The organism is Cellulomonas sp. URHB0016 (genome assembly GCF_054057935.1).
This window is the reverse complement of the sequence record NZ_JBSRZU010000001.1, coordinates 4069916-4094003: the sequence shown is the minus strand read 5'-3', so window position 1 is coordinate 4094003 and position 24088 is coordinate 4069916. Positions and strand designations below refer to the sequence as shown.

General features: G+C 73.9%; 28 protein-coding genes and 1 tRNA gene. 21 read left to right on the top strand and 8 right to left on the bottom strand.

Annotated features, from left to right (window positions below):
- The first annotated feature begins 56 nt into the window (after window positions 1-56).
- The 4 genes from ACVW07_RS18860 (at window position 57) to ACVW07_RS18845 (ending at window position 4091) form a co-directional block, all read left to right on the top strand.
- Window positions 57-440: a globin gene (locus ACVW07_RS18860; RefSeq protein WP_456820728.1), complete on the top strand. Its 384-nt coding sequence runs from the start codon at window positions 57-59 to the stop codon at window positions 438-440.
- Between the two features lie 3 nt (window positions 441-443).
- Window positions 444-1310: an acyl-CoA thioesterase gene (locus ACVW07_RS18855; RefSeq protein ID WP_456820727.1), complete on the top strand. Its 867-nt coding sequence runs from the start codon at window positions 444-446 to the stop codon at window positions 1308-1310.
- Between the two features lie 101 nt (window positions 1311-1411).
- On the top strand, window positions 1412-2428 hold the full coding sequence (locus tag ACVW07_RS18850) for a DNA topoisomerase IB (RefSeq protein WP_456820726.1): 1017 nt from the start codon (window positions 1412-1414) through the stop codon (window positions 2426-2428).
- Window positions 2406-4091, top strand: coding sequence for an SDR family oxidoreductase (locus ACVW07_RS18845; protein ID WP_456820725.1), 1686 nt, complete (start codon window positions 2406-2408; stop codon window positions 4089-4091). The genes ACVW07_RS18850 and ACVW07_RS18845 overlap by 23 nt, the downstream gene beginning before the upstream one ends.
- A gap of 31 nt (window positions 4092-4122) precedes the next feature.
- On the opposite strand, the gene ACVW07_RS18840 is transcribed toward ACVW07_RS18845, so the two are convergent.
- From ACVW07_RS18840 to ACVW07_RS18810, 7 genes are all read right to left on the bottom strand, one after another.
- Window positions 4123-4617: an acyl-CoA thioesterase gene (locus tag ACVW07_RS18840; protein WP_456820724.1), complete on the bottom strand. Its 495-nt coding sequence runs from the start codon at window positions 4615-4617 to the stop codon at window positions 4123-4125.
- 137 nt (window positions 4618-4754) lie between these two features.
- Window positions 4755-6572 carry a GTP-binding protein HSR1 gene (locus tag ACVW07_RS18835; RefSeq protein WP_456820723.1) on the bottom strand — a complete coding sequence of 606 codons (1818 nt, stop codon included), beginning with the start codon at window positions 6570-6572 and terminating at the stop codon, window positions 4755-4757.
- Window positions 6569-8515, bottom strand: coding sequence for an ABC transporter (locus ACVW07_RS18830; RefSeq protein ID WP_456820722.1), 1947 nt, complete (start codon window positions 8513-8515; stop codon window positions 6569-6571). The genes ACVW07_RS18835 and ACVW07_RS18830 overlap by 4 nt, the downstream gene beginning before the upstream one ends.
- 181 nt (window positions 8516-8696) lie before the next feature.
- Window positions 8697-10379, bottom strand: coding sequence for an energy-dependent translational throttle protein EttA (ettA, locus tag ACVW07_RS18825; RefSeq protein WP_456820721.1), 1683 nt, complete (start codon window positions 10377-10379; stop codon window positions 8697-8699).
- 221 nt (window positions 10380-10600) lie between these two features.
- Window positions 10601-11152, bottom strand: coding sequence for a single-stranded DNA-binding protein (locus tag ACVW07_RS18820; protein WP_456820720.1), 552 nt, complete (start codon window positions 11150-11152; stop codon window positions 10601-10603).
- 228 nt (window positions 11153-11380) lie between these two features.
- Window positions 11381-12940 (bottom strand): GTPase, encoded by a 1560-nt coding sequence (locus ACVW07_RS18815; protein WP_456820719.1) that lies wholly within the window; start codon window positions 12938-12940, stop codon window positions 11381-11383.
- Complete coding sequence (locus ACVW07_RS18810; protein WP_456820718.1) at window positions 12937-14706, bottom strand: GTPase; 1770 nt, start codon at window positions 14704-14706, stop codon at window positions 12937-12939. Before ACVW07_RS18810 ends, ACVW07_RS18815 begins: the two co-directional genes overlap by 4 nt.
- A 168-nt stretch (window positions 14707-14874) precedes the next feature.
- On the opposite strand from ACVW07_RS18810, the gene ACVW07_RS18805 reads away from it, so the two are divergent.
- Window positions 14875-14950: transfer RNA gene (locus ACVW07_RS18805), tRNA-Arg, on the top strand.
- Here ACVW07_RS18805 and ACVW07_RS18800 read toward each other — a convergent pair.
- On the bottom strand, window positions 14909-15175 hold the full coding sequence (locus ACVW07_RS18800; protein ID WP_456821125.1) for a helix-turn-helix domain-containing protein: 267 nt from the start codon (window positions 15173-15175) through the stop codon (window positions 14909-14911). The two genes, ACVW07_RS18805 and ACVW07_RS18800, sit on opposite strands and share 42 nt — an antisense overlap.
- 109 nt (window positions 15176-15284) lie before the next feature.
- Between ACVW07_RS18800 and ACVW07_RS18795 the strand changes: the two genes are divergently transcribed.
- The 16 genes from ACVW07_RS18795 (at window position 15285) to ACVW07_RS18720 (ending at window position 24070) form a co-directional block, all read left to right on the top strand.
- The gene (locus ACVW07_RS18795; RefSeq protein WP_456820717.1) at window positions 15285-15488 is read left to right on the top strand and encodes a helix-turn-helix domain-containing protein; all 204 of its coding nucleotides are present in this window, start codon (window positions 15285-15287) and stop codon (window positions 15486-15488) included.
- A gap of 103 nt (window positions 15489-15591) precedes the next feature.
- On the top strand, window positions 15592-16002 hold the full coding sequence (locus ACVW07_RS18790; protein ID WP_456820716.1) for a hypothetical protein: 411 nt from the start codon (window positions 15592-15594) through the stop codon (window positions 16000-16002).
- 130 nt (window positions 16003-16132) lie between these two features.
- Complete coding sequence (locus ACVW07_RS18785) at window positions 16133-16390, top strand: hypothetical protein (protein WP_456820715.1); 258 nt, start codon at window positions 16133-16135, stop codon at window positions 16388-16390.
- Window positions 16391-16684: 294 nt separating this feature from the next.
- Window positions 16685-16834: a hypothetical protein gene (locus ACVW07_RS18780; RefSeq protein WP_456820714.1), complete on the top strand. Its 150-nt coding sequence runs from the start codon at window positions 16685-16687 to the stop codon at window positions 16832-16834.
- The gene (locus ACVW07_RS18775) at window positions 16831-17127 is read left to right on the top strand and encodes an HNH endonuclease (protein WP_456820713.1); all 297 of its coding nucleotides are present in this window, start codon (window positions 16831-16833) and stop codon (window positions 17125-17127) included. The genes ACVW07_RS18780 and ACVW07_RS18775 overlap by 4 nt, the downstream gene beginning before the upstream one ends.
- Before the next feature lie 2 nt (window positions 17128-17129).
- Window positions 17130-17384 (top strand): hypothetical protein, encoded by a 255-nt coding sequence (locus tag ACVW07_RS18770; protein ID WP_456820712.1) that lies wholly within the window; start codon window positions 17130-17132, stop codon window positions 17382-17384.
- 145 nt (window positions 17385-17529) lie between these two features.
- The gene (locus tag ACVW07_RS18765) at window positions 17530-17892 is read left to right on the top strand and encodes a hypothetical protein (protein WP_456820711.1); all 363 of its coding nucleotides are present in this window, start codon (window positions 17530-17532) and stop codon (window positions 17890-17892) included.
- A gap of 19 nt (window positions 17893-17911) precedes the next feature.
- Window positions 17912-19231, top strand: a complete 1320-nt coding sequence (locus ACVW07_RS18760; RefSeq protein ID WP_456820710.1) for a hypothetical protein — start codon at window positions 17912-17914, stop codon at window positions 19229-19231.
- 69 nt (window positions 19232-19300) lie between these two features.
- The gene (locus ACVW07_RS18755) at window positions 19301-19498 is read left to right on the top strand and encodes a hypothetical protein (protein WP_456820709.1); all 198 of its coding nucleotides are present in this window, start codon (window positions 19301-19303) and stop codon (window positions 19496-19498) included.
- Window positions 19498-20589, top strand: a complete 1092-nt coding sequence (locus ACVW07_RS18750; RefSeq protein WP_456820708.1) for a hypothetical protein — start codon at window positions 19498-19500, stop codon at window positions 20587-20589. Before ACVW07_RS18755 ends, ACVW07_RS18750 begins: the two co-directional genes overlap by 1 nt.
- A gap of 3 nt (window positions 20590-20592) precedes the next feature.
- Complete coding sequence (locus ACVW07_RS18745) at window positions 20593-22158, top strand: hypothetical protein (RefSeq protein WP_456820707.1); 1566 nt, start codon at window positions 20593-20595, stop codon at window positions 22156-22158.
- On the top strand, window positions 22155-22541 hold the full coding sequence (locus tag ACVW07_RS18740; protein WP_456820706.1) for a hypothetical protein: 387 nt from the start codon (window positions 22155-22157) through the stop codon (window positions 22539-22541). The genes ACVW07_RS18745 and ACVW07_RS18740 overlap by 4 nt, the downstream gene beginning before the upstream one ends.
- The gene (locus ACVW07_RS18735) at window positions 22541-22885 is read left to right on the top strand and encodes a hypothetical protein (RefSeq protein WP_456820705.1); all 345 of its coding nucleotides are present in this window, start codon (window positions 22541-22543) and stop codon (window positions 22883-22885) included. Before ACVW07_RS18740 ends, ACVW07_RS18735 begins: the two co-directional genes overlap by 1 nt.
- Window positions 22886-22899: 14 nt before the next feature.
- The gene (locus tag ACVW07_RS18730; RefSeq protein ID WP_456820704.1) at window positions 22900-23388 is read left to right on the top strand and encodes a hypothetical protein; all 489 of its coding nucleotides are present in this window, start codon (window positions 22900-22902) and stop codon (window positions 23386-23388) included.
- Window positions 23385-23765, top strand: coding sequence for a hypothetical protein (locus ACVW07_RS18725; protein ID WP_456820703.1), 381 nt, complete (start codon window positions 23385-23387; stop codon window positions 23763-23765). The genes ACVW07_RS18730 and ACVW07_RS18725 overlap by 4 nt, the downstream gene beginning before the upstream one ends.
- A complete protein-coding gene (locus tag ACVW07_RS18720) occupies window positions 23762-24070 on the top strand; it encodes a hypothetical protein (protein ID WP_456820702.1) in 309 nt (102 codons plus the stop codon). Before ACVW07_RS18725 ends, ACVW07_RS18720 begins: the two co-directional genes overlap by 4 nt.
- Window positions 24071-24088: the final 18 nt, after the last annotated feature.

Here is a 24088-nt window from a genome sequence, read left to right as displayed (position 1 = left end):
GAGGTCCGCGTCCGCGACACGTCGGGACACGCTCGGGGCGTGTGAGGATGGTCGGCGTGAGGCCCGACTCCTTCTACGCCGCGGTCGGCGGCCACGCCACCTTCGTCCAGCTGGTCGCCGAGTTCTACCGCGGCGTGGCCGACGACCCCGTGCTGCGCGACATGTACCCCGAGGACGACCTGGGCCCGGCCGCCGAGCGGCTGACGATGTTCCTCGAGCAGTACTGGGGCGGCCCCACCACTTACTCGGACCAGCGGGGCCACCCCCGCCTGCGCATGCGGCACGCGCTGTTCAAGGTGAACCCCGATGCGCGCGACCGCTGGCTCGCGCACATGCGCGCCGCGGTCGACACGCTGGACCTGGCCCCGCTGCACCGGGCGGAGCTCTGGGACTACCTGGAGCGCGCGGCGCACTCGATGCTCAACACCTTCGAGGACTGACCGATGACGACCGACCCCACGGCGCCCGTGCTCGACATCCTGGACCTGCAGGCGGACGCCGGGTCACCGGACGTGTTCGCCGGGCGCAGCCTGCAACAGCCCGGCGGACGGGTGTTCGGCGGCCAGGTGCTGGCCCAGGCACTCCTCGCCGCAGGGCGCACGGTCGACGTCGACCGGCTGCCGCACTCGATGCACGGGTACTTCCTGCGTCCCGGCGACGTCCGGGACGCCATCACGTTCGCGGTCGAGCGGCTGCGGGACGGGCGGTCGTTCTCCGCCCGGCGCACGCACGCGCTGCAGGGTGGCGTGCCGATCCTCTCCATGATCGCCTCCTTCCAGGAGGACCAGCAGGGCCTCGACTACCAGGACGCGGTGCCCGTCGACGTCCCAGGACCCGACGGCCTGACGTCGGTGCACGAGCGGCTCGCCGGTGTCGACCACCCTGTCGCACGCTTCTGGGCGCACGAGGCGGCGTTCGACGTCCGGCACGTCGGCGACAACGTGAACCTGCAGCCGGCACGCGACGGGTCGGGCGAGCAGAAGGTCTGGTTCCGGTCCCGCGGCCCGGTGCCTGCGGACGACCAGCTGCTGCACCGCGCGCTGCTCGCGTACGCGTGCGACCAGGTGATGCTCGAGCCCGTCCTGCGCCGCGCGGGCCGGGCCTGGGTCTCGCCCGGCCTGTCGATCGCGAGCCTCGACCACGCCATGTGGTGGCACCGCGACGTCCGGGTCGACGAGTGGCTGCTGTTCGTCCAGTCCACGCCCAGCGCACAGGGCGGACGAGGGCTGGGCGCCGCACGCGTGTTCACCCGCGACGGGGTGCTCGTGGCGTCCATCGCCCAGGAGGGCATGGTCCGCTTCACCGACTGAGCTCGGAGCTCACGACCGGTCGGCCGGGTGCTCCGGCCCGGTCGGCAGGGCCCGGTCACCTCCCCGCGCGCAGCCGGCGACCCCGGGTGACACTGTGCGGCATGGTCCGGCTCCGACGCGTGCGCATCGACGGACCGGGCTGGACGCGGCGGCGCACCGGCCGCGGGTTCGTGTACCTCGACACCGACCGTGCCCGCATCACGGAGGGCGACCACCTCGACCGCATCGCGTCCCTGGCCATCCCGCCCGCATGGCGGGACGTGTGGATCAGCCCGTGGCCGAACGGCCACATCCAGGCGGCGGGGCTCGACGACGCGCGTCGCCGGCAGTACCTCTACCACCAGCAGTGGCGCGTCAGGCGCGACCGGCTCAAGCACGACCACGTCCTCCAGGTGGCGCGACACCTGCCGGCAGCCCGCCGCCGGGTCCGCAAGGAGCTCGCGCTCGACGGCATGCCCCGCGAGAAGGCGCTCGCCCTCGCGTTCCGGCTGCTCGACCTCGCCTACCTCCGCGTCGGCGGAGAAGGCTACGCCGCACGCCACGGGTCGTACGGCCTCGCCACGCTGCTCCGCGAGCACGTCACCGTGCTGCCCCCGGCGCAGGACGGCGTCGAGGGCAGGGTCCACCTGCACTTCCCCGCGAAGTCCGGTCAGGTGCGGGACACCGTGGTGGAGGACGACCAGGTCGCCGCCGCCGTCCGGCTCCTCGTCCGGCGCGACGACCCGGGGACCGAGCTGCTCGCGTGGCACGACGCGGCCGGGTGGCGTGACGTCACGAGCGCCGACGTGGGCACGGCGGTCAAGGAGCGGCTCGGGCCCGACGCGACACCGAAGGACTTCCGGACCTGGCACGCGACGGTGCTGGCCGCCCGCGGCCTGGCCGCCGTCGGCCCGGCGCCGAGGTCCGACCGTGCCCGCCGACGCGCCGTCACCCAGGTGGTGAAGGAGGTCGCCGAGGAGCTCGGCAACACACCGGCCGTGTGCCGCGTCTCCTACGTCGACCCGCGCGTCATCGAGCTGTGGGAGCACGGCACGACGATCCGACCGACCCGCTCGCAGGCGGTCGCCGAACGCGAGACCTTGAGGATGCTGACCGATGACGACCGACGACACCGCTGACCGGCCTGCCGAACCGGCCGCCGGCCACCGCACGCCCGTGCCCAAGCCCGGGCCCGAGCGACGAGCCGGTGTGCAGGAGGTGGCGGCGGACGACCTCGCACCCGAACCGGTCGCGGCGACGTTGACCGGCCTGGTGCCAGGTGTCGGACCGGACGGCCGGCCGCGCCCCGACGCACCCCTCGCCGCCGTCACCGGCGTCACCGGGTACGTCGGGGGGCGACTCGTGCCCGAGCTCCTGGCGGCGGGTTACCGGGTGCGGGCCGTCGCGCGCAACCCCGACCGGCTGCGGTCCCAGCCCTGGTACGACCAGGTGGACGTGGCGACGGCGGACGCCTCGGACCCCGACGCGATCCGCGCCGCCCTGGACGGCGCCCAGGTGGCCTACTACCTCATCCACTCGCTCGGCTCGGGCCGGTCGTTCGAGGCCCGTGACCGGCACACGGCCCTGGTGTTCGCCCAGGCGGCGCGCGAGGCGGGCGTCGGTCGTGTCGTCTACCTCGGAGGGCTCCACCCGGAGGGCGAGGAGCTGTCTCCGCACCTGCAGTCCCGCACCGAGGTCGGCGAGATCCTGCTCGCCTCCGGCGTGCCGACCACCGTGCTCAGCGCCGCCGTCATCCTCGGCTCCGGGTCGGCGTCGTTCGAGATGATGCGCTACCTCACCGAGCGGCTGCCCGCGATGACGGTCCCGCGGTGGGTCGAGAACCGGATCCAGCCCATCGCGATCCGGGACGTGCTGCGGTACCTCGTGGGGGCGGCCGCGATGCCGTCGGACGTGAGCCGCACGTTCGACATCGGCGGTCCCGAGGTGCTGACGTACCGCGACATGATGCAGCGCTACGCGGCGGTCGCGGGCCTGCCACGGCGGCTGATCGTCGGCGTCGGTGTGCTGACGCCGCGCCTGTCGAGCCTGTGGGTCTCGCTCGTCACGCCCGTCCCGTCGGGGCTGGCGCGGCCCCTCGTCGAGTCGCTCGTGCACGAGGTCGTCTGCGACGAGCACGACGTCGCCGCGTACGTTCCGGACCCTCCTGGGGGGCTCGTCGGGTTCGACCGCGCCGTCCGGCTCGCGCTGCAGCGTGTCCACGACGCCGCCGTGGCGACCCGGTGGACCTCGGCCGCCGTCCCGGGTGCGCCCAGCGACCCCCTGCCGACGGACCCGGACTGGGCCGGCGGCTCCCTGTACGTCGACGAGCGCCGCACCGACGTGGACGCGTCCCCGGCGGCGCTGTGGCGGGTCCTGGAGGCGGTCGGCGGGGAGCGAGGGTGGTACTCGTGGCCGCTCGCGTGGCAGGTGCGCGGCCTCGCGGACCGCCTGGTCGGTGGCCCCGGCCTGCGGCGGGGACGGCGCGACCCGTGGACCCTGCTCGTCGACGACGCGGTCGACTTCTGGCGGGTCGAGGCCGTGGAGCCCGGTCGGCTCCTGCGGCTGCGGGCCGAGATGCGCGTCCCCGGGCTCGCGTGGCTCGAGCTGCGCGTCGAGGGCGACGGCGATCCACGGCAGGCGCCGACCAGGTTCGTCCAGCGCGCCCTGTTCCACCCGCGCGGACTGGCCGGACAGCTGTACTGGTGGTCCGTCTACCCGTTCCACGGACTCGTGTTCGGGGGCATGCAGCGCAACATCGCCGGGGCCGCCGAGCGGCTCGAGCGGGCACGCACCGACCGGTGACGGTCGTCGGCCGGTCGCCGGACCTCCGGCTTCACCGGCGCCGTCGGAAGGCCACCGGCTCCTCGACGAACGGAGACCACGCGGCACGCTCCGCGGGACCGATGCGCTGCGGCTGCCCCGTCGCGGTGTCGACGAGGACCACCGTCGTGACGGCCCGTGCGTACACGGCGCTCCCCTCCTCGTCCCCAGGGCGGTCGCGCACCTCGTAGCAGACGTCGAGGCTCGCGCCGCCGAGCCGCCCGATCCACATCTCCACGACGACCGGCCGGCGCTGGTAGCCCAGCGGGAGCAGGTACTCGATCTCCTGCCGGGCGATCAGCGTCGACATCCCGGAGTCCGGCCCGGCGTCGAGCACCGCCGTCGACCACGCGCCGTCAGGCCGGGTGCCGTCCGGCCCGGCAGGGTGGCTCCAGAACGCCTGGATCCGCGCCTCCTCGAGCAGCCGCAGCATCTCGACGTTGTTGACGTGCGCGTACGCGTCCATGTCGGACCAGCGCAGCTGCACCGGGACCTCGAGCCGAGCCATCCGACCTCCTTCGACCGGGTGATCCTATGCGGGCCCGGACAGCCGGTGAGCACCGGTCAGCCCGGGCGTCCACCGGTCAGGCCCGGTCAGGCTTCGGTCAGCCCCGGTCAGGCCCGGTCACCTGCGGTCAGCGGCGGTCACCGCCGTCCGGCCGCCCGGAGCGCGGCAGCGCGGCACCGGTCGCGCGCGGCCCGGTCGGTCGCCAGGGGGTCCACGACGAGGCGACCGGCCACGTCGTCGACCGCGGCGCGCAGGGCGCCCCGGATCCGCCGGGCCCGTCGCCCTGCACCGAGCGAGGCAGCGACCCGTGCGAGCAGGGCGACCGCCACGCCGACCAGCGCCCCGCCGACGGCCAGGACGGTGGGCCACGGCACGGTCCCCCACACGGGCGTCGGGGGCTCGGGCAGCCGCAGGTAGCCCACGAGGGCGAGCGCCCCGAGCCAGAGCAGACCGGCTACCGCCACCGCCAGCACCGCCCACTGCACCGTCGCGACGGAGCGCCACCACCGGGGGTCGGCACCGGACGCGGCGTCGACGCGGACGACGGCCCGGTCCAGCGCGTCGACCAGTCCGCCCGCCTGGACGGTGCCCCGGGCCTCCAGCACCCAGGCGTCGGGCGCCCCGGCCGTCGCGGCGTCCACGTAGTCGCGCACCGCCAGAGCCGCCCGTGCGCGGGCCGCGGGACCCGGGTCCTCGAGCGAGCTGCGCCGGGTGGCCGACGGGTCGACCTCCGCGCCCGTGTCGGACACCGCAGCGTCGGCGCGCGGGTGACGCGCGACCGTGACCCCTCGCGGGCCGACCGGCGGGCGCGCCCGGCCCAGCCCGAGCCGGCGCAGGGGGTCCGCACGCCAGCGACCGACCCATCGGGTCGGCGGCCAGCCCGTCGCTGCACGGGCGCGACGGACGGACGACCTACGCGTCGCGTCGACGACGGCCGGCACCCCGGCTGCGGCCTCGAGCGCGTCCACCAGCGCCGTCCGGGCCCGTTGCGGCACCGCCTGAGGGCCGGCATCACCGCACGCCGCCACGACGCAGGACGCGCTCGACCGGACGTCGGCGAGCACCCGATCCGTCGCTGCGCGTCGCCGTCGTGCCGCATCCGCGAGGAGCGAGCGCAGCTCGTCCACGCCCTCACCCGTCCTGGCGCTGACGGCGAGCACGCGTGCCGCCGGCAGGCCGTCCGCCGCGACGATCCGCCGCAGGTCCGCCAGGCACGCCTCCGCGTCGTCCGGAGCCAGCCGGTCCACCTGGTTGAGCACCAGGACGACCACCGCCTCGTGGTCGGCGAGCGGTCGCAGGTACCGCACGTGCAGCGCCGCGTCCGCGTACTTCTGCGGGTCTACCACCCACACCATCAGGTCGACGCGCTCGTACAGCCGCTCCGCGACCGCACGGTGCTCGGCGACCACGGAGTCGTGGTCGGGCAGGTCGAGCAGCACCAGCCCGGTGGCGAGCGACAGCGGCGAGCCCGCACGGTCGGTGACCACCCGGTCATCGACCCTCAGCCAGTCCAGCAGCGCGTGCGGACCTGATCCCGCTGCGCCGGCGGTCACCGGGGCGGGCCCCGCGGCTCGGCGGGACCGGCGTGGCCACCGACGGTCGGGCACGGTTCCCGTCGTCTCGCGCGGGACGGGACCGGCGGTGCCGGACTCGGGGTCGGGGACGACGAGTGCGAGCGGACGGCCCGTCGTGGGCCGCAGGATGCCGGGCCTCGCCACCGCCGTGCCCGCGAGGGCGTTGACGAGCGACGACTTTCCGGCGCCGGTCGGACCGGCGAGAGCCACGACGGTGTGGTCGCCGGACAGCGTGAGCCGTCGCCGAGCGCGCTCGACGACGGCCTCGGCATCCGCGAGCACGTCCTTCGGCAGCCACCGGCGCCCGAGCGAGGCCGCGTCGTCGAGCGCCTCCACCCGACCGAGCGCGTCGGTCCCGTCGGCGTCGCGGGCCGCGCTCACCCCGGCCGCCCGAGACGCCACCACCGCCGCCGGACGGCGGGCCGCGCACCGGCCTCGGTCGACCCGTCGTCGACGGTGGCGCGCCCGCTCACGCGTTGCCCGGCACCGCGCAGGCCGACCCCTGCCGAGACGGGCGGGCGGGCGTCCGCGGCCTCCCGCGGAGCAGCGGCTGCGGCGCGAGCGGCCGCCTCGACCAGCGACGCACGGGAACGCACGGCACCGCCGTCCCGCACCTGTGCCGCCACCGGATCGAGCAGGGCGAGGAAGCGTGCGACCTCCGCATCGAGGAGCCCGCCCACCCGCTCGTCGAGCCGTTCGTGGGCCGTGCGGGTCAACCGCCGCACCGCGTCGTCCCCGAACACGGCCTCGAGGAGCCTCTGCGCCAGCAGCACGGTGCCGCCCACGATGCCCACCTCGGCGCCGGTCAGGCCGCCCGTCGACGCGAACACCGCCACCATCAGCGCAGCGCCGAGCCCGTTCACGCCGAAGGACAGCGCGCGCGCGGCGGACCGACGTCCTGCTCCCTCACCCCGGACCAGCTCGAGCACGTCGCCCTGCCAGTCGCGCACAGCCGCATCGACGCGTTCCCGCAGGTCGGCCGACGCACGCGAGAGCGCGAGCCCGCCCAGCAGCGCGTGCCCGGCAGGGTCGTGGTACCAGTCGGCGTGCGCCCGGCCTGCGGCGTCCTGTGCCGCGTCCAGCACCACCGCCTCCAGCCCGTGACCGACCGCCTCGACGAGACCTGGGTCCGCCGCACGCCGACCGCGCACGGTCGCCGCGAGGCGGTCGCGCAGCCGTGAGACGCCGCCCTCGATCGCCCGGACCCACTCGCCCGTGCCGACGACGTCCTGCCAGCGGGCCAGCACCTCACCGCGGAGCATCGAGCCGTCGGACGTGCGCTCCGCGACCAGCTCACGTGCCGCCGCGTAGGAGGCGAGCGCCGCCCCCCGCAGCCGGTCGGCGGCGGCCCGCTGGTCGTCCGCGGCGTCTGCCAGGGTGCGCGCGGCGCGCGCCGCCTCGAGCGCGGACCCGTCACGGGTCGCTGCGAGCGCCTGCTCGCGCGTCGTGGCGTCGAGAGCGAGCGCGGTCACCCACGTGGCGACGGCCGCGACCGCCGACTCCGGGAGCAGCCCGTCGTCGTCGGGGCGGGACTCGGGGACCAGCAGCACGGGGGTTCCGCCGAGGCCGCGCTCGTCGAGCATCACGGTGAGGTGCGCTTGCACCGCGGGGGCGTCGGCGGCGTCGACCCGGTCGAGCACGAGGGCCAGGTGGGTGCGCCGGCGCGCGGCGTCGCCGAGCAGCTCCCAGGGCACCGCGTCCGCGTACCGGGCGGCCGTCGTGACGAAGAGCCACGCGTCGGCCGCACCCAGCAGCTGGACCGCGAGGGTGCGGTTCGCGTCCTCGACCGAGTCGATGTCGGGTGCGTCCAGAAGAGCGAGACCCGGTGGGACCGCCCCGGACGCGACGAGCCGGACGCCCCGGCTGACGGAGGCATCCGTGCCCGCGGGGTCCCCCGGGAGGGTGCCCGCGGGACCGGACGTAAGAGCGCCGGTGACACCGCCCGCAGCACTGCCCGAGACGCGGGGCAGCCCGGGCAGCACCCGGTCACCGGTGAACTGGTCGGCGTCGACCGGGTGGTGAACCAGCACGGGCCAGCGGGTGGTCGGCCGCAGCACGCCGGACGGGCTGACCACCTCACCGACCAGGGAGCTGACCAGGGTGGACTTGCCCGCACCGGTCGACCCTCCCACCACGAGCAGCGTCGGGGCGTCAGGGTGCCGCAGGCGGGGCAGCAGGTGGTCGTCCAACCGGTCGAGCAGGCGGCGACGCTCGTCCCGCGCCGCGGGGGCGGACGTGACCTCGAACGGCAGGGCGACCTCGTCGACGGCGGTCCGCAGCGCGGCGACGGCGCCGACGAGCGCCGCGATGTCGCTGTCCGTCACACGCACGCTCCCAGGGCCCCGCGACGCTCCGACAGCGCCGCTCCTTGGTGGCTCAGGATGCCGTGCCGACGTGCTGGCTGCCCGTCGGGCGTGCCACACCCACCGGCGAGGCCGGCGTCACGCCCTACGTGGTGGCTGCCCGCCGGGCATGCCGCACCCACCGGCGACGCCCGGTCACGCCTCAGTCACGACGCAGCTTGCGGTACGTGACCCGGTGCGGACGAGCGGCGTCGGCACCGAGCCGGCTGACCTTGTTCTCCTCGTACGAGGCGAAGTTCCCCTCGAACCAGTACCAGGCCGACGGGTTCTCCTCGGTGCCCTCGTAGGCGAGGATGTGCGTCGCGACCCGGTCCAGGAACCAGCGGTCGTGGGACACGACCACCGCGCAGCCCGGGAACTCGAGCAGCGCGTTCTCGAGGGACCCGAGGGTCTCGACGTCGAGGTCGTTGGTCGGCTCGTCGAGGAGCAGCAGGTTGCCGCCCTGCTTCAGCGTGAGCGCGAGGTTCAGGCGGTTGCGCTCACCACCCGACAGGACGCCCGCGGGCTTCTGCTGGTCCGGGCCCTTGAACCCGAACGCGGCGACGTAGGCCCGCGAGGGCATCTCGACGTTGCCGACCTTGAGGAAGTCCAGGCCGTCGGACACGACCTCGAAGAGCGTCTTCTTCGGGTCGATCCCGCCCCGGGACTGGTCGACGTAGCTGATCGACACGGTCTCGCCGACCTTCAGCTCGCCCTTGTCCAGCGGCTCCAGCCCGACGATCGTCTTGAACAGCGTGGTCTTGCCGACGCCGTTCGGGCCGATGACCCCGACGATGCCGTTGCGCGGCAGCGTGAAGCTCAGGCCGTCGATGAGGACCCGACCGTCGAATCCCTTCTCGAGGTTCTTGGCCTCGAGCACGATCGACCCCAGGCGCGGGCCCGGCGGGATCTGGATCTCCTCGAAGTCCAGCTTCCTCGTGCGGTCCGCCTCGGCCGCCATCTCCTCGTAACGCGCGAGACGCGACTTCGACTTGGTCTGGCGGCCCTTGGCGTTCGACCGGACCCACTCGAGCTCGTCCTTGAGTCGCTTGGCGAGCTTGGCGTCCTTCTTGCCCTGGATCGCGAGCCGCTCGCCCTTCTTCTCGAGGTACGTCGAGTAGTTGCCCTCGTACGGGTACAGCCGCCCGCGGTCGACCTCACAGATCCACTCGGCGACGTGGTCGAGGAAGTACCGGTCGTGGGTGACGGCCAGGATGGCGCCCGGGTAGTCCTTGAGGTGCGCCTCGAGCCAGAGCACGCTCTCGGCGTCGAGGTGGTTGGTCGGCTCGTCGAGCAGCAGCAGGTCCGGCTTCTCCAGCAGCAGCTTGCACAGCGCGACGCGGCGGCGCTCACCACCGGAGAGCACGGTCACGTCGGCGTCGGCCGGCGGGCAGCGCAGGGCGTCCATGGCCTGTTCGAGCTGCGCATCGAGGTCCCAGGCGTCGGCGGCGTCGATCGCCTCCTGGAGGGCACCCATCTCGGCGAGCAGGGCGTCGAAGTCGGCGTCGGGCTCGGCCATCAGCGCCGAGATCTCGTTGTACCGGTCGAGCTTGCCCTTGATCTCGGACACGCCCTCCTCCACGTTCCCGAGCACCGTCTTCGCCTCGTTCAGCGGCGGCTCCTGCTGCAGGATGCCGACGGTGTACCCCGGGCTCAGCCGGGCCTCACCGTTCGAGGGCTGGTCCAGGCCGGCCATGATCTTGAGGATCGTCGACTTGCCGGCGCCGTTGGGGCCGACGACACCGATCTTGGCGCCGGGCAGGAAGTTCAAGGTGACGTCGTCGAGGATGACCTTGTCACCGTGCGCCTTGCGCGTCTTGTACATGGAGTAGATGAACTCAGCCACTGGCTCTTCGTCCGCCTCGGTGCTCGGGTGCCCGACCGGCGCGCGCGGACCGGCGCGGCGGGGCAGGTGGGGCTGTCTCCAGCTCACGGTCCTGCCCGCAGTGTCGTCCGCTGCGACGTCGGGCGTCGTCGGATGGTGGTTGCCGGTCCCCCAGCCTAGGCGATCACGGCTGGGGACCCCGGCTCCACGACGTCGGCGCCGGTCGGCGCGCGTCGACCTGCTCAGCGGGCCCCGACGAGAGTCCGCTCCTCCTCCACCGCCACGTGCTCGGCGGGGACCAGAGCGTCGCCGTCGGCCACCTCGGCGGGCTCCCCGGGCTCGGTCACCTCGGCGAGCCCGGTGAGGTCCGCCACGTCGGCCGGAACCGCACCGACGTCCGCACCGTCCTGCTCGGTCGCGCCGGCGGTGACCGTGCGCCGGAAGTGGCTGGTTCCGAAGGTCAGGTCGTGGCCGACGGCGGTCGCCTCGATCACGAGCGTGGTCCGCGGACCCTCGGGCGCCGCCCACTCCTCGGTGGACAGCCGGCCGTGCACCACCACGGGGTCCCCCTTGCGCAGGCTGTGCCCGGCGTTCTGCGCGGCCTGCCGCCAGAGCTTGACGGTGAACCACTCGGTCCGCCCGTCCTTCCAGACGTTCTCGCGGCGGTCGAACCACCGACGCGTGCTGGCCATCCGGAACGACGTGAACTCCGTCGAGCCGTCCGTGCTCGGGTAGTTGCGGACCTCGCTGCCGATCCAGCCGACGAGGGTCAGGTCCAGGGTGTGGGTGCTCATGGCGTCCTCCGTGCCGCGTGCCCCGCGGGGTGCGGGACGGGTACGGCCAGCGTCGGTGAACCGGCGTGGCCACCGTCGGGAACGCACCGTGGCCGGGGATCACGACCGCGGGAAGCGGGGGTGTGGGCGGCTCACGGCGGAGTGCCGTCCAGGCGGCACACCCTCGACCTGGACCGGGAGCTGCCGGTGCCTCGAGCCCGGGCGTCCCCGCGACCCAGGTCCCCCGGATCAGTCCCGGGCGACCGCGACCAGCTCGCGGACCCGTCGGTGCTCGGCGAGCACCGCCTGCGTCGGCTCGAGGAGCCGCGCCCGGGCCACCCCGTCCAGCGCCGACCGGCCGTCCCGCAGGACGCGCGCGGCCCGTCGCCGGGCCGCCGCCCGGCGCGTCGACGCCGCCGCGACCGAGACGAGCACCGCGGCGACCGCGAGCACGACGGCGGCCACCGGTGCCCACGGGTTGGCCCGGACCGACGCCATCCCCGAGCCCAGCGCCACCGCGCCGGTCACCACGGCCCCGAGCCCCAGCAGCAGCGCGACCGCGACGAGGCCGGCAGCCAGCAGCGACCGCCGCGCAGCGACCGTGACCTGCGTGAGCGCGTCCGACACCGCGAGCCGCAGCTCGGTCGTCGTCGCGACCCGGCTCGCGACGTCCTGTCCCCAGCGGCGCGGCAGGCCGGGCGTGACGGCGTCGAGCCACTGGCCGCGGGCCAGTCCGACCGTGTCCTCCTGCACCGCGCCGAACGCGGGCCGGTCGGACGAGCCGCCGCGCACCACCGCCGCGACCGCTCCCGCCACGGCGGTCAGGCCGGCGGCGTCCGCGAGCGTGTCGACGACCTCCGACACCGAGAGCGCCGACGGCGGCGGTTCGCTCAGGGCCACCTGGGCTGCGAGCAGCACGGCGGCGTCGTGGATCTCCGCACCGGCGCGGCGGGCGGCGAGCGAGCGGGTCTCCACCCCGGCGGCGAGCCGCGCACGCAGACCCGCGACACCTTCACCGGTCCGCGCGGACACCTCGTGCACCGGCACTCCGACGAGCCCGTCGTCCACCAGCAGGCGCGCCACGTCGAGCGCGAGCTCGGGACGCACGTCGGACGGCACCGTGTCGACCTGGTTGAGCACGACGAGCATCGACGCCTCGTGCCCGACCAGACCGCGCAGGTACCCGGTGTGCAGCGCGTCGTCGGCGTACTTCTGCGGGTCCACGACCCAGACGAGCAGGTCGGCCTGCGGCAGCATCCTGTCCACGGTCTCCCGGTGCTCGGGCGCGATGGAGTCGTGGTCCGGCAGGTCGAGCAGCACGAGGCCGCGCAGCACCGCCTCGGACTCCCCGTCGAGCAGGCTCTCCCGCTCGATGCGCCGGTCGGGCACCACGCCGAGCCAGTCCAGCAGCGGCCCGCCGTCGTCACCCCAGACACAGGCGGTGACCTGTGACGTCGTGGGCCGCTTGACCCCGACGTCCGCGAACTGCAGTCCGCTGATGGCGTTGAACAGGCTCGACTTCCCCGACCCCGTCCCGCCGACCAGCGCGACGACGGTGTGGTCGACGCCGAGCTCGAGCCGCTCGCGCACCCGGTCGATCGCGCTCACGACCCGTCCGACGACCGGCTCCTCGAGCCGCGTCCCACCCACCACGAGCGCACTGTCGAGCGCGTCGACCCGGGCGTGCAGGAGCTCGGTCTCGCGTCCGTGCAGCACCCCGTGCAGCACGTCGCGGTGCACGCCGTGGGACGTCGTCGACACCTCGATCCCGGTCGCGTCGTCGCCCTGCCTCGTGTGCGTTCCGGTCACGTCAGTCCCTTCAGCACGGCGAGCCGCAGGCGCAGCCGGGACGCGGCGTCCTCGGCCAGGTCGGGGTCGTCGAGCACCGCACCCACCGACGTCCGCTCCAGCGCCACCTGCGCCACGACCCGGTCGGCCAGGTCGCTGCGGAGCTCCGCGACGGCCTGCTCGCCGGCCGCACCCAGGAGTTCGACGAGCAGCTCGCGGGCCTCGTCGACGCCGGCCGCGGCCGCGAGCGCGACAGCGCCCAGCCCGGCCTCGCCGAGCGCCCGCTCCGCCTTCTCCCGACGTCTCGCCTCCCGCGCGACGTCGCGTGGCCGGCGCGGCTCGTCGTCGCGCCCGGGCGCCGCGACGAGCGCCGCGCGGACGGCTCGTGCACCCTGCGAGGTCCACCCACGGGCGGCGAGGTCCGCCGCGTGCGCGCGGGTCCGCCGCAGGCCGTCGGTGGTCCAGGCGGCGTCGACCGACGCGCCGCCCTCGGGAGCGGACGGTCCCGACAGGGCTGCACGCAGCACGTCCTCCGTGTGGGCGCCGGCCGCAGCGAACGACGCGGCAGCCGACCGTGTGAGGTCCTCCACGAGGGGCGCCACCGCCGCCGAGCGCACCCGTCCTTCCCTGGCCGACCCCCGGACCCGCCCGGAGGAGCTCACCACGGAGGCGAGCGCCGCGCCGTCGGTGGTCAGCTCGGCCCACCGGGCACGCACCGCGCCGTCGGCCAGGGCCCCGCCGCGCAGCGACGCGGCAGCCTGCCGTGCGGGGCCGTCGACAGCCTCGTCGAGCGCGCGAGCGATCCGGGTGGCGGCGTCCGCCTGCGCCTGGACCGCCTCGGCGAGCTCGTCGACCCACGGTCGCAACGCCGCGAGCGACCCTCGCAGGGTGCGGCCGATGACGGTCCGCGACCGGTCCGGACCCGCGAGCATCATGAGCCACCGCTGCACCGGGGCGACGACGGCCGGCGCGAGCATCCCCTCGTGCGGGCCGAGGTCGGGCACCACGAACAGCGGTGAGCCGGCGAGCCCGTGGCCCCGCAGCCGTTCCAGCAGGTCACCCCGGACGGTGGGCAGCGACGCGGGCGGCACCCTGTTGAGCACCATCGCGATCGAGGTGCCGCGTTCGACCGCCGCCTCCAGCACCTTCCAGGGGAGCGCGTCGCCGTACCGCGCCGCCGTCGTCACGAAGAGCCACAGGTCGGCGGCCTCGAGCAGGCGGTGGGCCTGCTCGCGGTTCGACTCGAGGACGGAGTCGAGGTCGGGGGCGTCGAGCAGCGCGATGCCTCTCGGGACGTGGTCGTCGGCGACCACCTGCACCGACTCGAGGACCGGGTGGTGCGAGAGGAGCTCGGTGTCGGCCGGATGATGCACGAGGACGGGCTGCCGGGTGGTCGGTCGCAGGACGCCGGCCTGGCTGACCTCGGTGCCGACGAGCGAGTTGACCAGGGTGGACTTCCCGGCACCCGTCGACCCCGACACCACCACGACAGCCGGCGCCGACAGCTCGGTCAGTCGCGGTACGAGGTGCTCGCCGAGCTGGTCCACCAGCCGCGCGCGGGACTGCCGCGCGGACACCGTGCCCTCGAGGTCGAGCGGGAACCGGGTGAGCTCGACGTCGCGACGCAGGTCCTTGACGGCGTCGAGCAGCGACTGCGCCGCGAGAGGCCGCGCCAGCACGTCCCTCGGGTCGCTCGCGACGTGGCGCGCCTGGACCACCAGGGGCTGCTGCGCCAGTGGCGCAGGGTTCGCTGGCTGCGCTGGCACGATGCCGGGCTGCGCACTCACGGGCCCATTGTCCCGGGCACATCTGACCAGGCCAAACGCAACGCGCGGAGAATCTGTCCCGACCGAGGGGAACACGGGCGGTCAGGCAGGCCTGCGGGAAGCCGCGACGTCCCCGCGGGATGCGCCGCGGCTGCCCGCCGGTCCGTCTAGGCTTGGCCCGCACCTCAGGCCCCCGTAGCTCAACGGATAGAGCAACGGCCTTCTAATCCGTCGGTTGCAGGTTCGAGTCCTGCCGGGGGCGCCAACCCACCTCGAGGCCGAGGAGCCATCGCGCGTCGACGTCGGTGGCCGCCTCGACGCGCTTGGCGATCGTCACGAGGTCGCGCGGCGTGGCCCGGCCGGCCTCCCACTGTGCGTACGCCGACGAGGTCACGCCGAGCTGCTCGGCGAACGTGCGCTGATCGGCGCCGGTGCGCTGCCGCGCCTTCCGCAGCTTGTCGGCGAGCGTCCAGTCCGGGATCACGGTCATGGTGGGAAGGGTCCCACCGCTGAGCGACCTTGAGCAACCATGCAGCCCGACGCGGCGTGTCGGGTAGCCGATGCTCGCCGACACAAGTTGAGCATGCTTGCCTTGCCGCATGGTTCAGGACGAACGTGTACCCGTGGCGACGGCGGCACGAATCCTCGGGGTTCACCCCCAGACAGTCAGACGCTGGTCGCGCGCCGGGATGCTCCCCACGAGCTGGACACCCGGCGGTGAACGCAGGTTCCTGGTGAGGGACCTCGACGACTTCGCACGCAGCCACCAGGCCCCTCCACGAAAGACGAGGACGGCGCCGTAGCCGCGGCGCCGTCCTCAAGGGGTCTTCACATGAACGCTAGTCCAGAGCCGGGCTACGCAGGCAGAACCCGAACGGGCGACTGCCTGCTGCCCGAGGTCGCCTGATGGGCGCCCGCAACGTCTCAGGCGCCCTCGCCATGTACCCGCAACTCGGCCATCGAGCTATGCGGTTGCTCGTCGGGATGAGCCTGAGGGCCCTCGACGGACCGACCGAGCTGCACCCTGCCCGGACGTACTTCGCCGGCCGTGACGACCTCGCCGAGATCTTGGGCTACCGCTTGCCGGCAGCTCCCGACACGTCAGAGGCAGCGGCGAAGCAGCGCACGAGCGCGTACGTCCAGGTGCGCAAGGCCCTGGGTGAGCTCATCGCCGCCGGCGCCATCGAGCGCACGGTCGACGGGCGTGGCGGCCGCCGCAGCGAGTACGTGCTGAACGTGTCGTCGCTGCCTGTGGACGGCGTACCGCAGGGGTACCGAAACGGTGCGCCTGAGGGGTACCGATTCGGTGCGCCATAGGAGTACCGAATCGGTACGCACAGGCGAACCGAAACGGTGCCCCCTAGGAAGGAAGAGGAGCCACGGAGGAGAACATGAGGAGCAAGATCACCCCGCCGACCCGACCCAAGACCGCGCGCGAGGCGCGCTGATGGCCCTGTTCGCACGGATCGACTTCGACGACGAGGACCCGGAGATCCACGCCAGGCCCTACCAGCACGCCCGTGCCCTCCTGGACGACGACCCGGCCGAGTTCGTGCGTGTCCAGCAAGTCCTCGCTGACTCCCTGCGGGACTACGCCGCGCGCGTCGACGCCGACGCGGCCAAGCTCGGGGACCGCCTCGAGCACGAGGCCGCTGCCCGCGCGCAGCTTGGCCGCGACCAGCACCCCGCGGACCAGCCGTGGTGAGCGAATGCTGCGGGGTCGGGTGGGTGTACGACGGGCAGTTCAGGTGCTCCCGCTGCTGGGCGGTGCTAGTCGACGCCCACGACATCGCGACCGCGGACGACGCCATGCGCGCCCACTGGGACAACCCGTGAGGACCGAGTGGGTCACGTGGGACTGCTTCGCGGGCGAGCACCACTGGTGTACCGGCACGGCGTGGGACGAGGAGAGCCGGGAGTGGACGCCGTGCCAGTGCCGCTGCCACACGCCAGGCGTACGTCCGTGACGTACGTCGCACACCCGTTCGATACTGGACGGGTGAGGTATGGCAAGGCCGAGTGTGAGCACGGGATGCCCGGCGGCACCCCGGCCACGTGCGCGCTGTGCCGCATCGCCCAGCCCGACCAGCTCGAGCTCGAGGTCGACGACGTCGTCGACGTGCGGATGCTGGCCGCGGGCGAGCGATGAACACCAAGGCCCCACGCTGCCCGCGCTGCAGCAAGCGCCACCTCACCGCGCTGCCCTGCTGGCGTGGGCGGTACGTGCAGCGGGTGGCCCTGGCCGTGCGCGAGCGGCACGGCGACGTGTGCGTGCACTGCGGCCAGGCCGGCGCCACCAGCGTGGAGCACGTGGTCCCCCGCAGCTACGGCGGCCTCGACACCCTCGAGAACTGCAGGCCGGCCCACCTCCTGCACAACCTCGAGCGTGGCACCAAGCCCATGCCCGGCTTCGCCCTGCCCACCACCTCGAGGAGCTGGTAGCCGTGGCCGCCCCACCGAACCTGACCACGGGCACCTACTGGGTGGACCTGCCCTGCCCACGGTGCGGGGTGCTCGCCGCCGTGTCCGTGCACCTCGGCTCCATCCTCACCACACCCGACGACGCCGGCGCATCGCTGCGCCTCAAGGCGAAGTCGAAGCCCGTCGACCACTGGTGCGGTGCACGACCGATGATCAACGCCCCCGACCTCTCACTGTTCGAGGACGACGAGGTCGAGCGGGGCCGACACCCCACATGACCTGACCTGCGGTTTTTTGGTGGGGTGAGGGGCCCGGAAGCCCCGCGGCTTCCTCGTGTGTGTCCCGGTCGGCCCCAACCCGTTCCGAACGAAAGGTAAAGGCTAGGTAAAGCGAACATCTGTACGAATGGGACAGGATGGTCTGATGAGCGACGGCGCGGGTGAGCTGTTCGGCATGCCGGCCACCCGCCTGCCCACCGGGCGCATCCGGCACGGCCTCGACCACGACATCGCCGCGGCGCGCGAGGGCGGCACGACCCTGCAGGGCGCCGGCGTGGCGGCGCTGCGCAGCATGGCCGACCAGCTCGACCTGATGGAACGTGGACTGCGCACCAACCCCAAGCCGTACGACCGCATCCCGCTGGCCCAGCTGCAGAGGCAGTTCGATGACACCTACGACCGCGTCTTCGCCGCCGTCGCCGCGGCCGCCGACCCGTTCCTCGCCGCCCTCGAGGCGTTCGGTGCCGCCGAGGCTCGCGACACCACGCACACCGGGTCGCCCGACTGACGCCGCCGCCGGCGCGTTCGTGGCGCACGTCCTGGGCCGCCCGTGGCTGCCCTGGCAACGCCAGGTCGCCGACGTCATCGGAGAGCGGCTGCCCGACGGCCGCTACGCCTACCCGATCGTCGTGGTCCTCGTGCCGCGCCAGTGCGGCAAGACGACGTTCGTGTTCGACCTCGCCCTCGGCCGCGGCTTGCAGCAGCACGACTACAGGGCCGCGTACACGGCACAGACCGGCCACGTGGTCACCGAGAGGTTCGGCGACCGGTTCACCGAGCTGGAGGGCACCCTGCTGGGCTCCCGGGTGCGCACCAGGCGCTCGGCCGGCACCGAGCGGATCACGATGTCCGGTCGCTCGTACGTCAAGGCGTTCCCACCCAAGGACGGCGCGCTGCGCGGGTCCGCGCTCGACCTGGTCGTCATCGACGAGGCCCAGGAGCACGACGAGCTGCTCGGCGCCGCCCTGGACCGCACCGTGCTGCCCGTGTTCACCACCCGCCCGCGCCGTCAGCTGATGCTCGTCGGCACCGCCGGCACCGACGCCTCCGGCTACCTGCACCGCTACCTCGAGGCCGCCCGTGCCGGCGAGCCCGGGTTCGCCCTGTTCGAGTGGGGCGCCCACGACGACGACGACCTCGACGACGAGGACGTCTGGACCGCCCGCCACCCCGGCCTGGGCACCCTGACGGACCTCGACATGATGCGCACCGCCCGCGCCGCGATGGGCGCCGCCGGGTTCGCCCGCGAGTTCCTCAACGTGTGGACCCGCACGACCTCGCACGCGATCCCGCCCGACGCGTGGCGAAGTATCCAGCACACCACCGACATGCCACCTGGGCGGCTGTGCCTGGGCGTCGACGTCGCCGCCGACCGCTCCGCCGCCTCGATCGCGATCGCCGGCCCCGGCCGTCACCTCGAGCTCATCGACGACGGCGTCGACGTCGACGCCGCCGCCGCGCGTGTCCTCGAGCTCGCCGAGCGCCACGGGGCGCCGATCGCGATCGACTCGGTCGGGCCCGTCGGCACGGTGCTGGACGAGCTGCGCCGGCTCATCCGCCCCGACGAGCACGAGCACCGGCTGCTGGTCATGAAGATGCAGGACGTCGCGAACGCCGCCGCAGGGTTCCTCGACGACGTCACCGCGACCCGGCTGTCCGTGTGGCCGCACCCCGCCCTCGACGAGGCCGTCGCCGCGGCGTCGACCCGGCCACTGGGCGACGGGTTCGCCTGGTCCCGGCGCCGGTCCGCCGGCCCCATCGCGCCGCTGGTCGCCGCGTGCGCGGCCCGCTGGGGGCACGACCACCTCCCGCCCGTCGCACCCCGCCCGATCGTCGCGTCCGCCTGACGTACGCCAGACGTACGCCGGGCGCGTCGCAGCGGCGCGTGTCCCCCCTGCGCGCGTACACCTGTTCGCATGGCAGCGCGGCACGGCCGAGTGGACTGCTCGGCGGAGACCGCCGTCGCGGTGTGCGACTGCGGGTTCGTCGGTGCACCCCACGCCCGCAAGGCCTCCGCCATGGCCGACCTCGAGGCGCACCGCCGCCGCATGCACCCCGCCCAGGCCCGCGACGCCCAGAAGAAGCGCCGCCGCCGTGAGCTGATCGAGACCTGATGGGCTGGTTCAGCCGGCCGGTCGACCTCATCGACCAGACGACCCGCCTGCAGCCGCAGGTCGAGGCGTGGGTCGACCGCTCGAACCTCGAGGAAGTCGCGTTCTACGACATCACCGGCGAGTACCTGCGGATCATGTCGCGCGCCGCCGGCATGCGCGTACCGGCCGTCGCACGGGCGCGGCACCTGACCTGCGGGGCGATCGCGAAGGCGCCGCTGGTCGCCTACCGTGCGGACGTCGCGGTCGCCCCGCAGCCCTACTGGGCGTACGGCACCGACGGGCAGCTCGGCGACCTGTCCGCGACCGAGGCGCAGCGTCTGGGTCTGACAGCGCAGTCGCCCTGGTACCGGATGCTGTGGACCGTCGACGACCACATCTTCTACGGGTCGTCCCTGTGGTACTCCACCGCGCTGGCGCCGGCCGTCAACGACGACGACCGGCGCCGGCCCGCACGCATCGCACGTATCCCCTGGGACTACTGGGCGTTCGAGGACGGCGCGTTCGTCGACCAGGACGGCCGACCCCTGGACCAGGCCCGCTGCATCCTGATCCCCGGCCCGCACGAGGGCATCCTGCGGTTCGGCGAACGCACCATCCGCATCGCCGCCGACCTGGAGTCCGGCGCCGCCGACGTCGCCCAGCGACCGTTCCGCCTTGAGCTGCACCAGACCTCCGGCGCCGAGCTGAGCAGGGAGGAACGTCGGGAGACGATCGCCGAGGCCCGCACCGCGCTCGCGGCCAACGACGGCGTGCTGTTCACCAACCAGGCGATCGAGACCAAGGACCACCCGCTGACCTCCGAGCAGCTGCTGGTCGAGGCCCGCAACGCCTCCGCCGTCGACATCGCCCGCCTGGTCTCCACCCCAGCGAGCCTCATCGATGCCGCCAACGCCGGGTCCTCGATGGACTACTCGAACCTCGACCACCGCAACCAGCTGTGGCTCGACTTCTCCCTCGCGCTGTACATGGACGCGATCACCGCCCGCCTGGGCATGGACGACGTGCTGCCAGCCGGGCAGCGCGCCGCGTTCGACACCACCGAGCTGACCGCGACGCCCGCGGCCGCGACCGGATACCCGACGGAGGACTGACCGATGACCATCCCGCTGCTGACGTTCTCGCAGGCGACCGAGGCACGCCCGCGCCTCGAGCTCGCCTTCGCCGAGCAGACCACCACGATCGACGCAGCCGGCCGCCGCATCCGCGGCACCGTCGTCCCCTACGGCGTGCCGTCCGCACCGACCCGCAACGGTCGCCGCTACCGGTTCTCCGGACCGCCCACCAACGTCGACGAGCTCGTCGACGTCGTGCGCGAGCACGACGAGGACGCCGTCGTCGGGCGCCTCGAGGCGTGGGAGCCGACCGAGGGCGGGCTGGCCGCGTCCGTGCGCGCGTTCACCACGACCGCCGGTAACGACGCGCTCGTCGAGGCCAGCGAGCAGGTCCGCACCGGCTTCTCCGTGGGCGCCGAGGCGCTCGAGGCGACCCTGGGCGACGACGGCGTCTACGACGTGAACGAGTGGCTCGCCCGTCACGTCGGGCTCGTGCGCCGGCCCGCGTTCGCCGGCTCGAAGTTCTCCTCGATCGCCGCTTCCGAGGCCGAGCCGGAGCAGCCCGAGGAGGACACCGACGAGGACGAGGACGACGAGCCGGCCCCCCCGAAGCCCGCGGCGCCGCCCGTCGAGCTCTCGCGCCGGCCGCGGCGCGCCTCGCAGCTGACGTTCGCGAGGGCCCGCGACGAGCTCGCCAACGCGATCCGCCGTTCGCCGGACGCCGCGTTCGTGAACGCCGCGCTGTCCGACATCGTCCCGGCCGCCGACGCCGGCGCCGGGTTCCTGCGCCCGCAGTGGCTCGACGAGCTGTGGACCCCGGTCGCCGTGCGCCGCGACTACATCGAGTCCATCAACCGGCAGGCCCTGACCACCGGGACCCGCGTGTACGGGTGGCGGTGGGTCACCTACCCCGAGGTCGACGACTACGCCGGCAACAAGACGGCGATCCCGTCGAACCTCGCCGCCACCGAGCCGGCCGAGGCCCCGATCAGCCGCCTGGCCGGCGGGTGGGACGTCGACCGCATCTACGTCGACCTCGGAGACCCCGGGTTCCTCGAAGCGTTCTTCCAGGCCGCCACCCGCGACTACGCGATGAAGACCGAGGCGAAGGTGTCCGCGGCGCTGCAGGCCGAGGCGACCGACGCCACCGCGACCGACCTGGTCGGCGCGCTCGGTGTGATCGCCACCAGCCTGTCCGCGGTCGGCGCGACGCCCTCGTTCATCGGTGTCGCCTCCGACCTGTGGGGCGACTTCCTGACGATCACGGCGGACGCGGCGCCGTTCTGGCTGGCGTCCTCGACGAGCGTGTCCCTGTCCGGGTCGGAGGGCACCGTGTCCGGGATGCGGTTCTTCGTCGACCCGAGCCTGCCCGCCGGGCACATCCTGGGCGGCGACCGCAACGCGGCCACCTACTTCGAGGCGTCCCCCGCACCGCTGCGCGTGCAGGCCGTGAACATCCCGAACGGCGGCATCGACATCGCCGTGTTCGGCTACCAGGCCGTCCTGGTCAACGACCCGCGTGCCCTCGTCGACGTCACGGTAGGCCCGGTCCTCCCGCTGGCCGAGGCTGCCCCGGGCAGGAACGCGAAGGCCGCGGCCGGCAAGTGACCGAGCCGCCGACGCTGCCGCAGCCGCGCATCTTCACGCCGACCTGGCTCGCGCCGGCCGACGTGAAGGCGTGGCTGCGCATCAACGACCAGGACGCCGACGACGACGACCTGGTCGTGCGGTGCTGCGCCATGACGGAGATCTACGCCGCGCGGTGCCGCCCGGAGTTCACCGACCTGACCGTCGACCCGGCCGTCTACGAGCCGGACGCCGAGACCTACCAGGGCGCCGTGATGTACGCGGCGCGCGAGGTGCGCCGGCGCAACTCCCCCGCCGGCCTGCAGGCGTTCGCCGACGGGCAGGTGTCCTTCGTCGCCCGCTACGACTCCGACATCGAACGGGCCCTGCGCACCGGGGCGTGGACCCGCCCGGGGGTCGGCTGATGCAGCTCGGGCAGGCGATGCGGGCCGTGGTCGACCAGCTGACCGCGGCCGGTCTGCGCGCCACCGCGGACTCCCGCAGCCTGAACCTGCCGGCGGTCCTCGTGCGGCCCCCGACCCTGGACTACCGGTTCAAGGGAGGCACCTGGGAAGGCGGCTGGACCGCGTACGCCCTGGTCCCCGACAACGGGCCGGTGCCGACCGCCGACGCGCTCGGCGACCTGCTCGAGCGCACCCAGGCCGCCCTGGACGGAGCCGTCCGCACCGCCCGCCCCGTGGACTTCCTCACCGAGGAAGGCGTCACCGTGCCAGCCCTCGAGCTGACGTTCACCACCCGCATCCGCTGAAGGAGGACTGACCCATGCCCACCACCGACGACGGCACCGGCAACCTGGGGCCCGGGACGCTGAAGATCGGGCAGACGGCGACCATGATCGACGTGTCCTGCCTGGTGAACAACGCTGCGATCGAGCCCAACGTCACCGCCGGCGACACCAAGACCATGCTGTGCGGCAACCAGAAGTCCGCCCCCGACGAGACCGAGTGGACCCTGTCCGGCAACGTCGACGTCGACGCCGGCCTCGCCGACGGGCTGTTCGCCCTGTGCAACGAGCATGCCGGCGAGACCGTCGACTTCGAGTTCACCCCCTCGACCGCGGTCGGCACGATGGCGGAGGGGCAGCTCAAGCTCACCCCGCTGAAGTTCGGCGCCGACAACCAGGGCGACTACCTCAACGCCGACATCGCGTTCACCCTGATCAACTTCGACCCCAAGACGGCCTACACCTACGGCGGCGCGGCGCCCTTGGCCGACGACGTCGTCGCCGACGACGAGCTGGTGTCCGCGTGAGCTCGCCCGTGTTCGTGGTGCACGGCGGGCGCGAGCTGCGCCGCACGTTCAAGGAGGCCGGCCAGGACCTGTCCGACCTGAAGGCCGTCAACAAGAGGGTCGGAGACGTCATCGCCGACGCCGCCCGGTCCCGCGCCCCCATCCGGACCGGTCGCCTGGCCGCCTCGCTGCGACCCGCGGCCGCGGCCGCCAAGGTCACCGTCCGCGCCGGCGGATCGTCGCTGCGCTACGCCGGCCCGATCCACTGGGGCTGGCCGGCGCACCACATCGCCGCCAACCCGTTCATCTCCGAGGCCGCCACGAGCACCGAGCCGACCTGGCTGGAGCTCTACTTCCGGGAGCTGCAGGACATCGTCGACGGGGTGAAGGGCGCATGAGCGGCAACCGGCTGCGGACCATCCGCCAGCACCTGCACGTCACGATGCCCGCCGGCGTCGTCGACGTGCACACCCGCCCCGACGACTACCACCAGTTCGCCGCGCTGCGGCAGCGCCACGGGTGGCCGACCGCCGAGGAGGACCCCGTCGGGTTCCTCATGTTCCTGACGTGGCACGCTGCCCGACGCGACCCCGAGACCGACACCGGCCTGACCCTGGAGAAGTTCCGCTCCGAGGCCCTCGACGTCGCCGAGCTCGAGCCCGAACCGATCACCCCTACGCCGCCGGCACCTGGGGCCGGCTGATCGCGCAGCTAGCAGTCG

Bases quoted from the DNA above. Each gene is read 5' to 3' on its own strand.
- ACVW07_RS18775 (WP_456820713.1), top strand. From the start codon at position 16,831: ATGAACACCAAGGCCCCACGCTGCCCGCGCTGCAGCAAGCGCCACCTC.
- ACVW07_RS18735 (WP_456820705.1), top strand. From the start codon at position 22,541: ATGCAGCTCGGGCAGGCGATGCGGGCCGTGGTCGACCAGCTGACCGCG.
- ACVW07_RS18745 (WP_456820707.1), top strand. From the start codon at position 20,593: ATGACCATCCCGCTGCTGACGTTCTCGCAGGCGACCGAGGCACGCCCG.
- ACVW07_RS18840 (WP_456820724.1), bottom strand. From the start codon at position 4,617: ATGGCTCGGCTCGAGGTCCCGGTGCAGCTGCGCTGGTCCGACATGGAC.
- ACVW07_RS18785 (WP_456820715.1), top strand. From the start codon at position 16,133: ATGGCCCTGTTCGCACGGATCGACTTCGACGACGAGGACCCGGAGATC.
- ACVW07_RS18850 (WP_456820726.1), top strand. From the start codon at position 1,412: ATGGTCCGGCTCCGACGCGTGCGCATCGACGGACCGGGCTGGACGCGG.
- ACVW07_RS18730 (WP_456820704.1), top strand. From the start codon at position 22,900: ATGCCCACCACCGACGACGGCACCGGCAACCTGGGGCCCGGGACGCTG.
- ACVW07_RS18845 (WP_456820725.1), top strand. From the start codon at position 2,406: ATGACGACCGACGACACCGCTGACCGGCCTGCCGAACCGGCCGCCGGC.
- ACVW07_RS18755 (WP_456820709.1), top strand. From the start codon at position 19,301: ATGGCAGCGCGGCACGGCCGAGTGGACTGCTCGGCGGAGACCGCCGTC.
- ACVW07_RS18750 (WP_456820708.1), top strand. From the start codon at position 19,498: ATGGGCTGGTTCAGCCGGCCGGTCGACCTCATCGACCAGACGACCCGC.
- ACVW07_RS18795 (WP_456820717.1), top strand. From the start codon at position 15,285: ATGGTTCAGGACGAACGTGTACCCGTGGCGACGGCGGCACGAATCCTC.
- ACVW07_RS18720 (WP_456820702.1), top strand. From the start codon at position 23,762: ATGAGCGGCAACCGGCTGCGGACCATCCGCCAGCACCTGCACGTCACG.
- ACVW07_RS18820 (WP_456820720.1), bottom strand. From the start codon at position 11,152: ATGAGCACCCACACCCTGGACCTGACCCTCGTCGGCTGGATCGGCAGC.
- ACVW07_RS18765 (WP_456820711.1), top strand. From the start codon at position 17,530: ATGAGCGACGGCGCGGGTGAGCTGTTCGGCATGCCGGCCACCCGCCTG.
- ACVW07_RS18855 (WP_456820727.1), top strand. From the start codon at position 444: ATGACGACCGACCCCACGGCGCCCGTGCTCGACATCCTGGACCTGCAG.
- ACVW07_RS18800 (WP_456821125.1), bottom strand. From the start codon at position 15,175: ATGACCGTGATCCCGGACTGGACGCTCGCCGACAAGCTGCGGAAGGCG.
- ACVW07_RS18790 (WP_456820716.1), top strand. From the start codon at position 15,592: ATGGGCGCCCGCAACGTCTCAGGCGCCCTCGCCATGTACCCGCAACTC.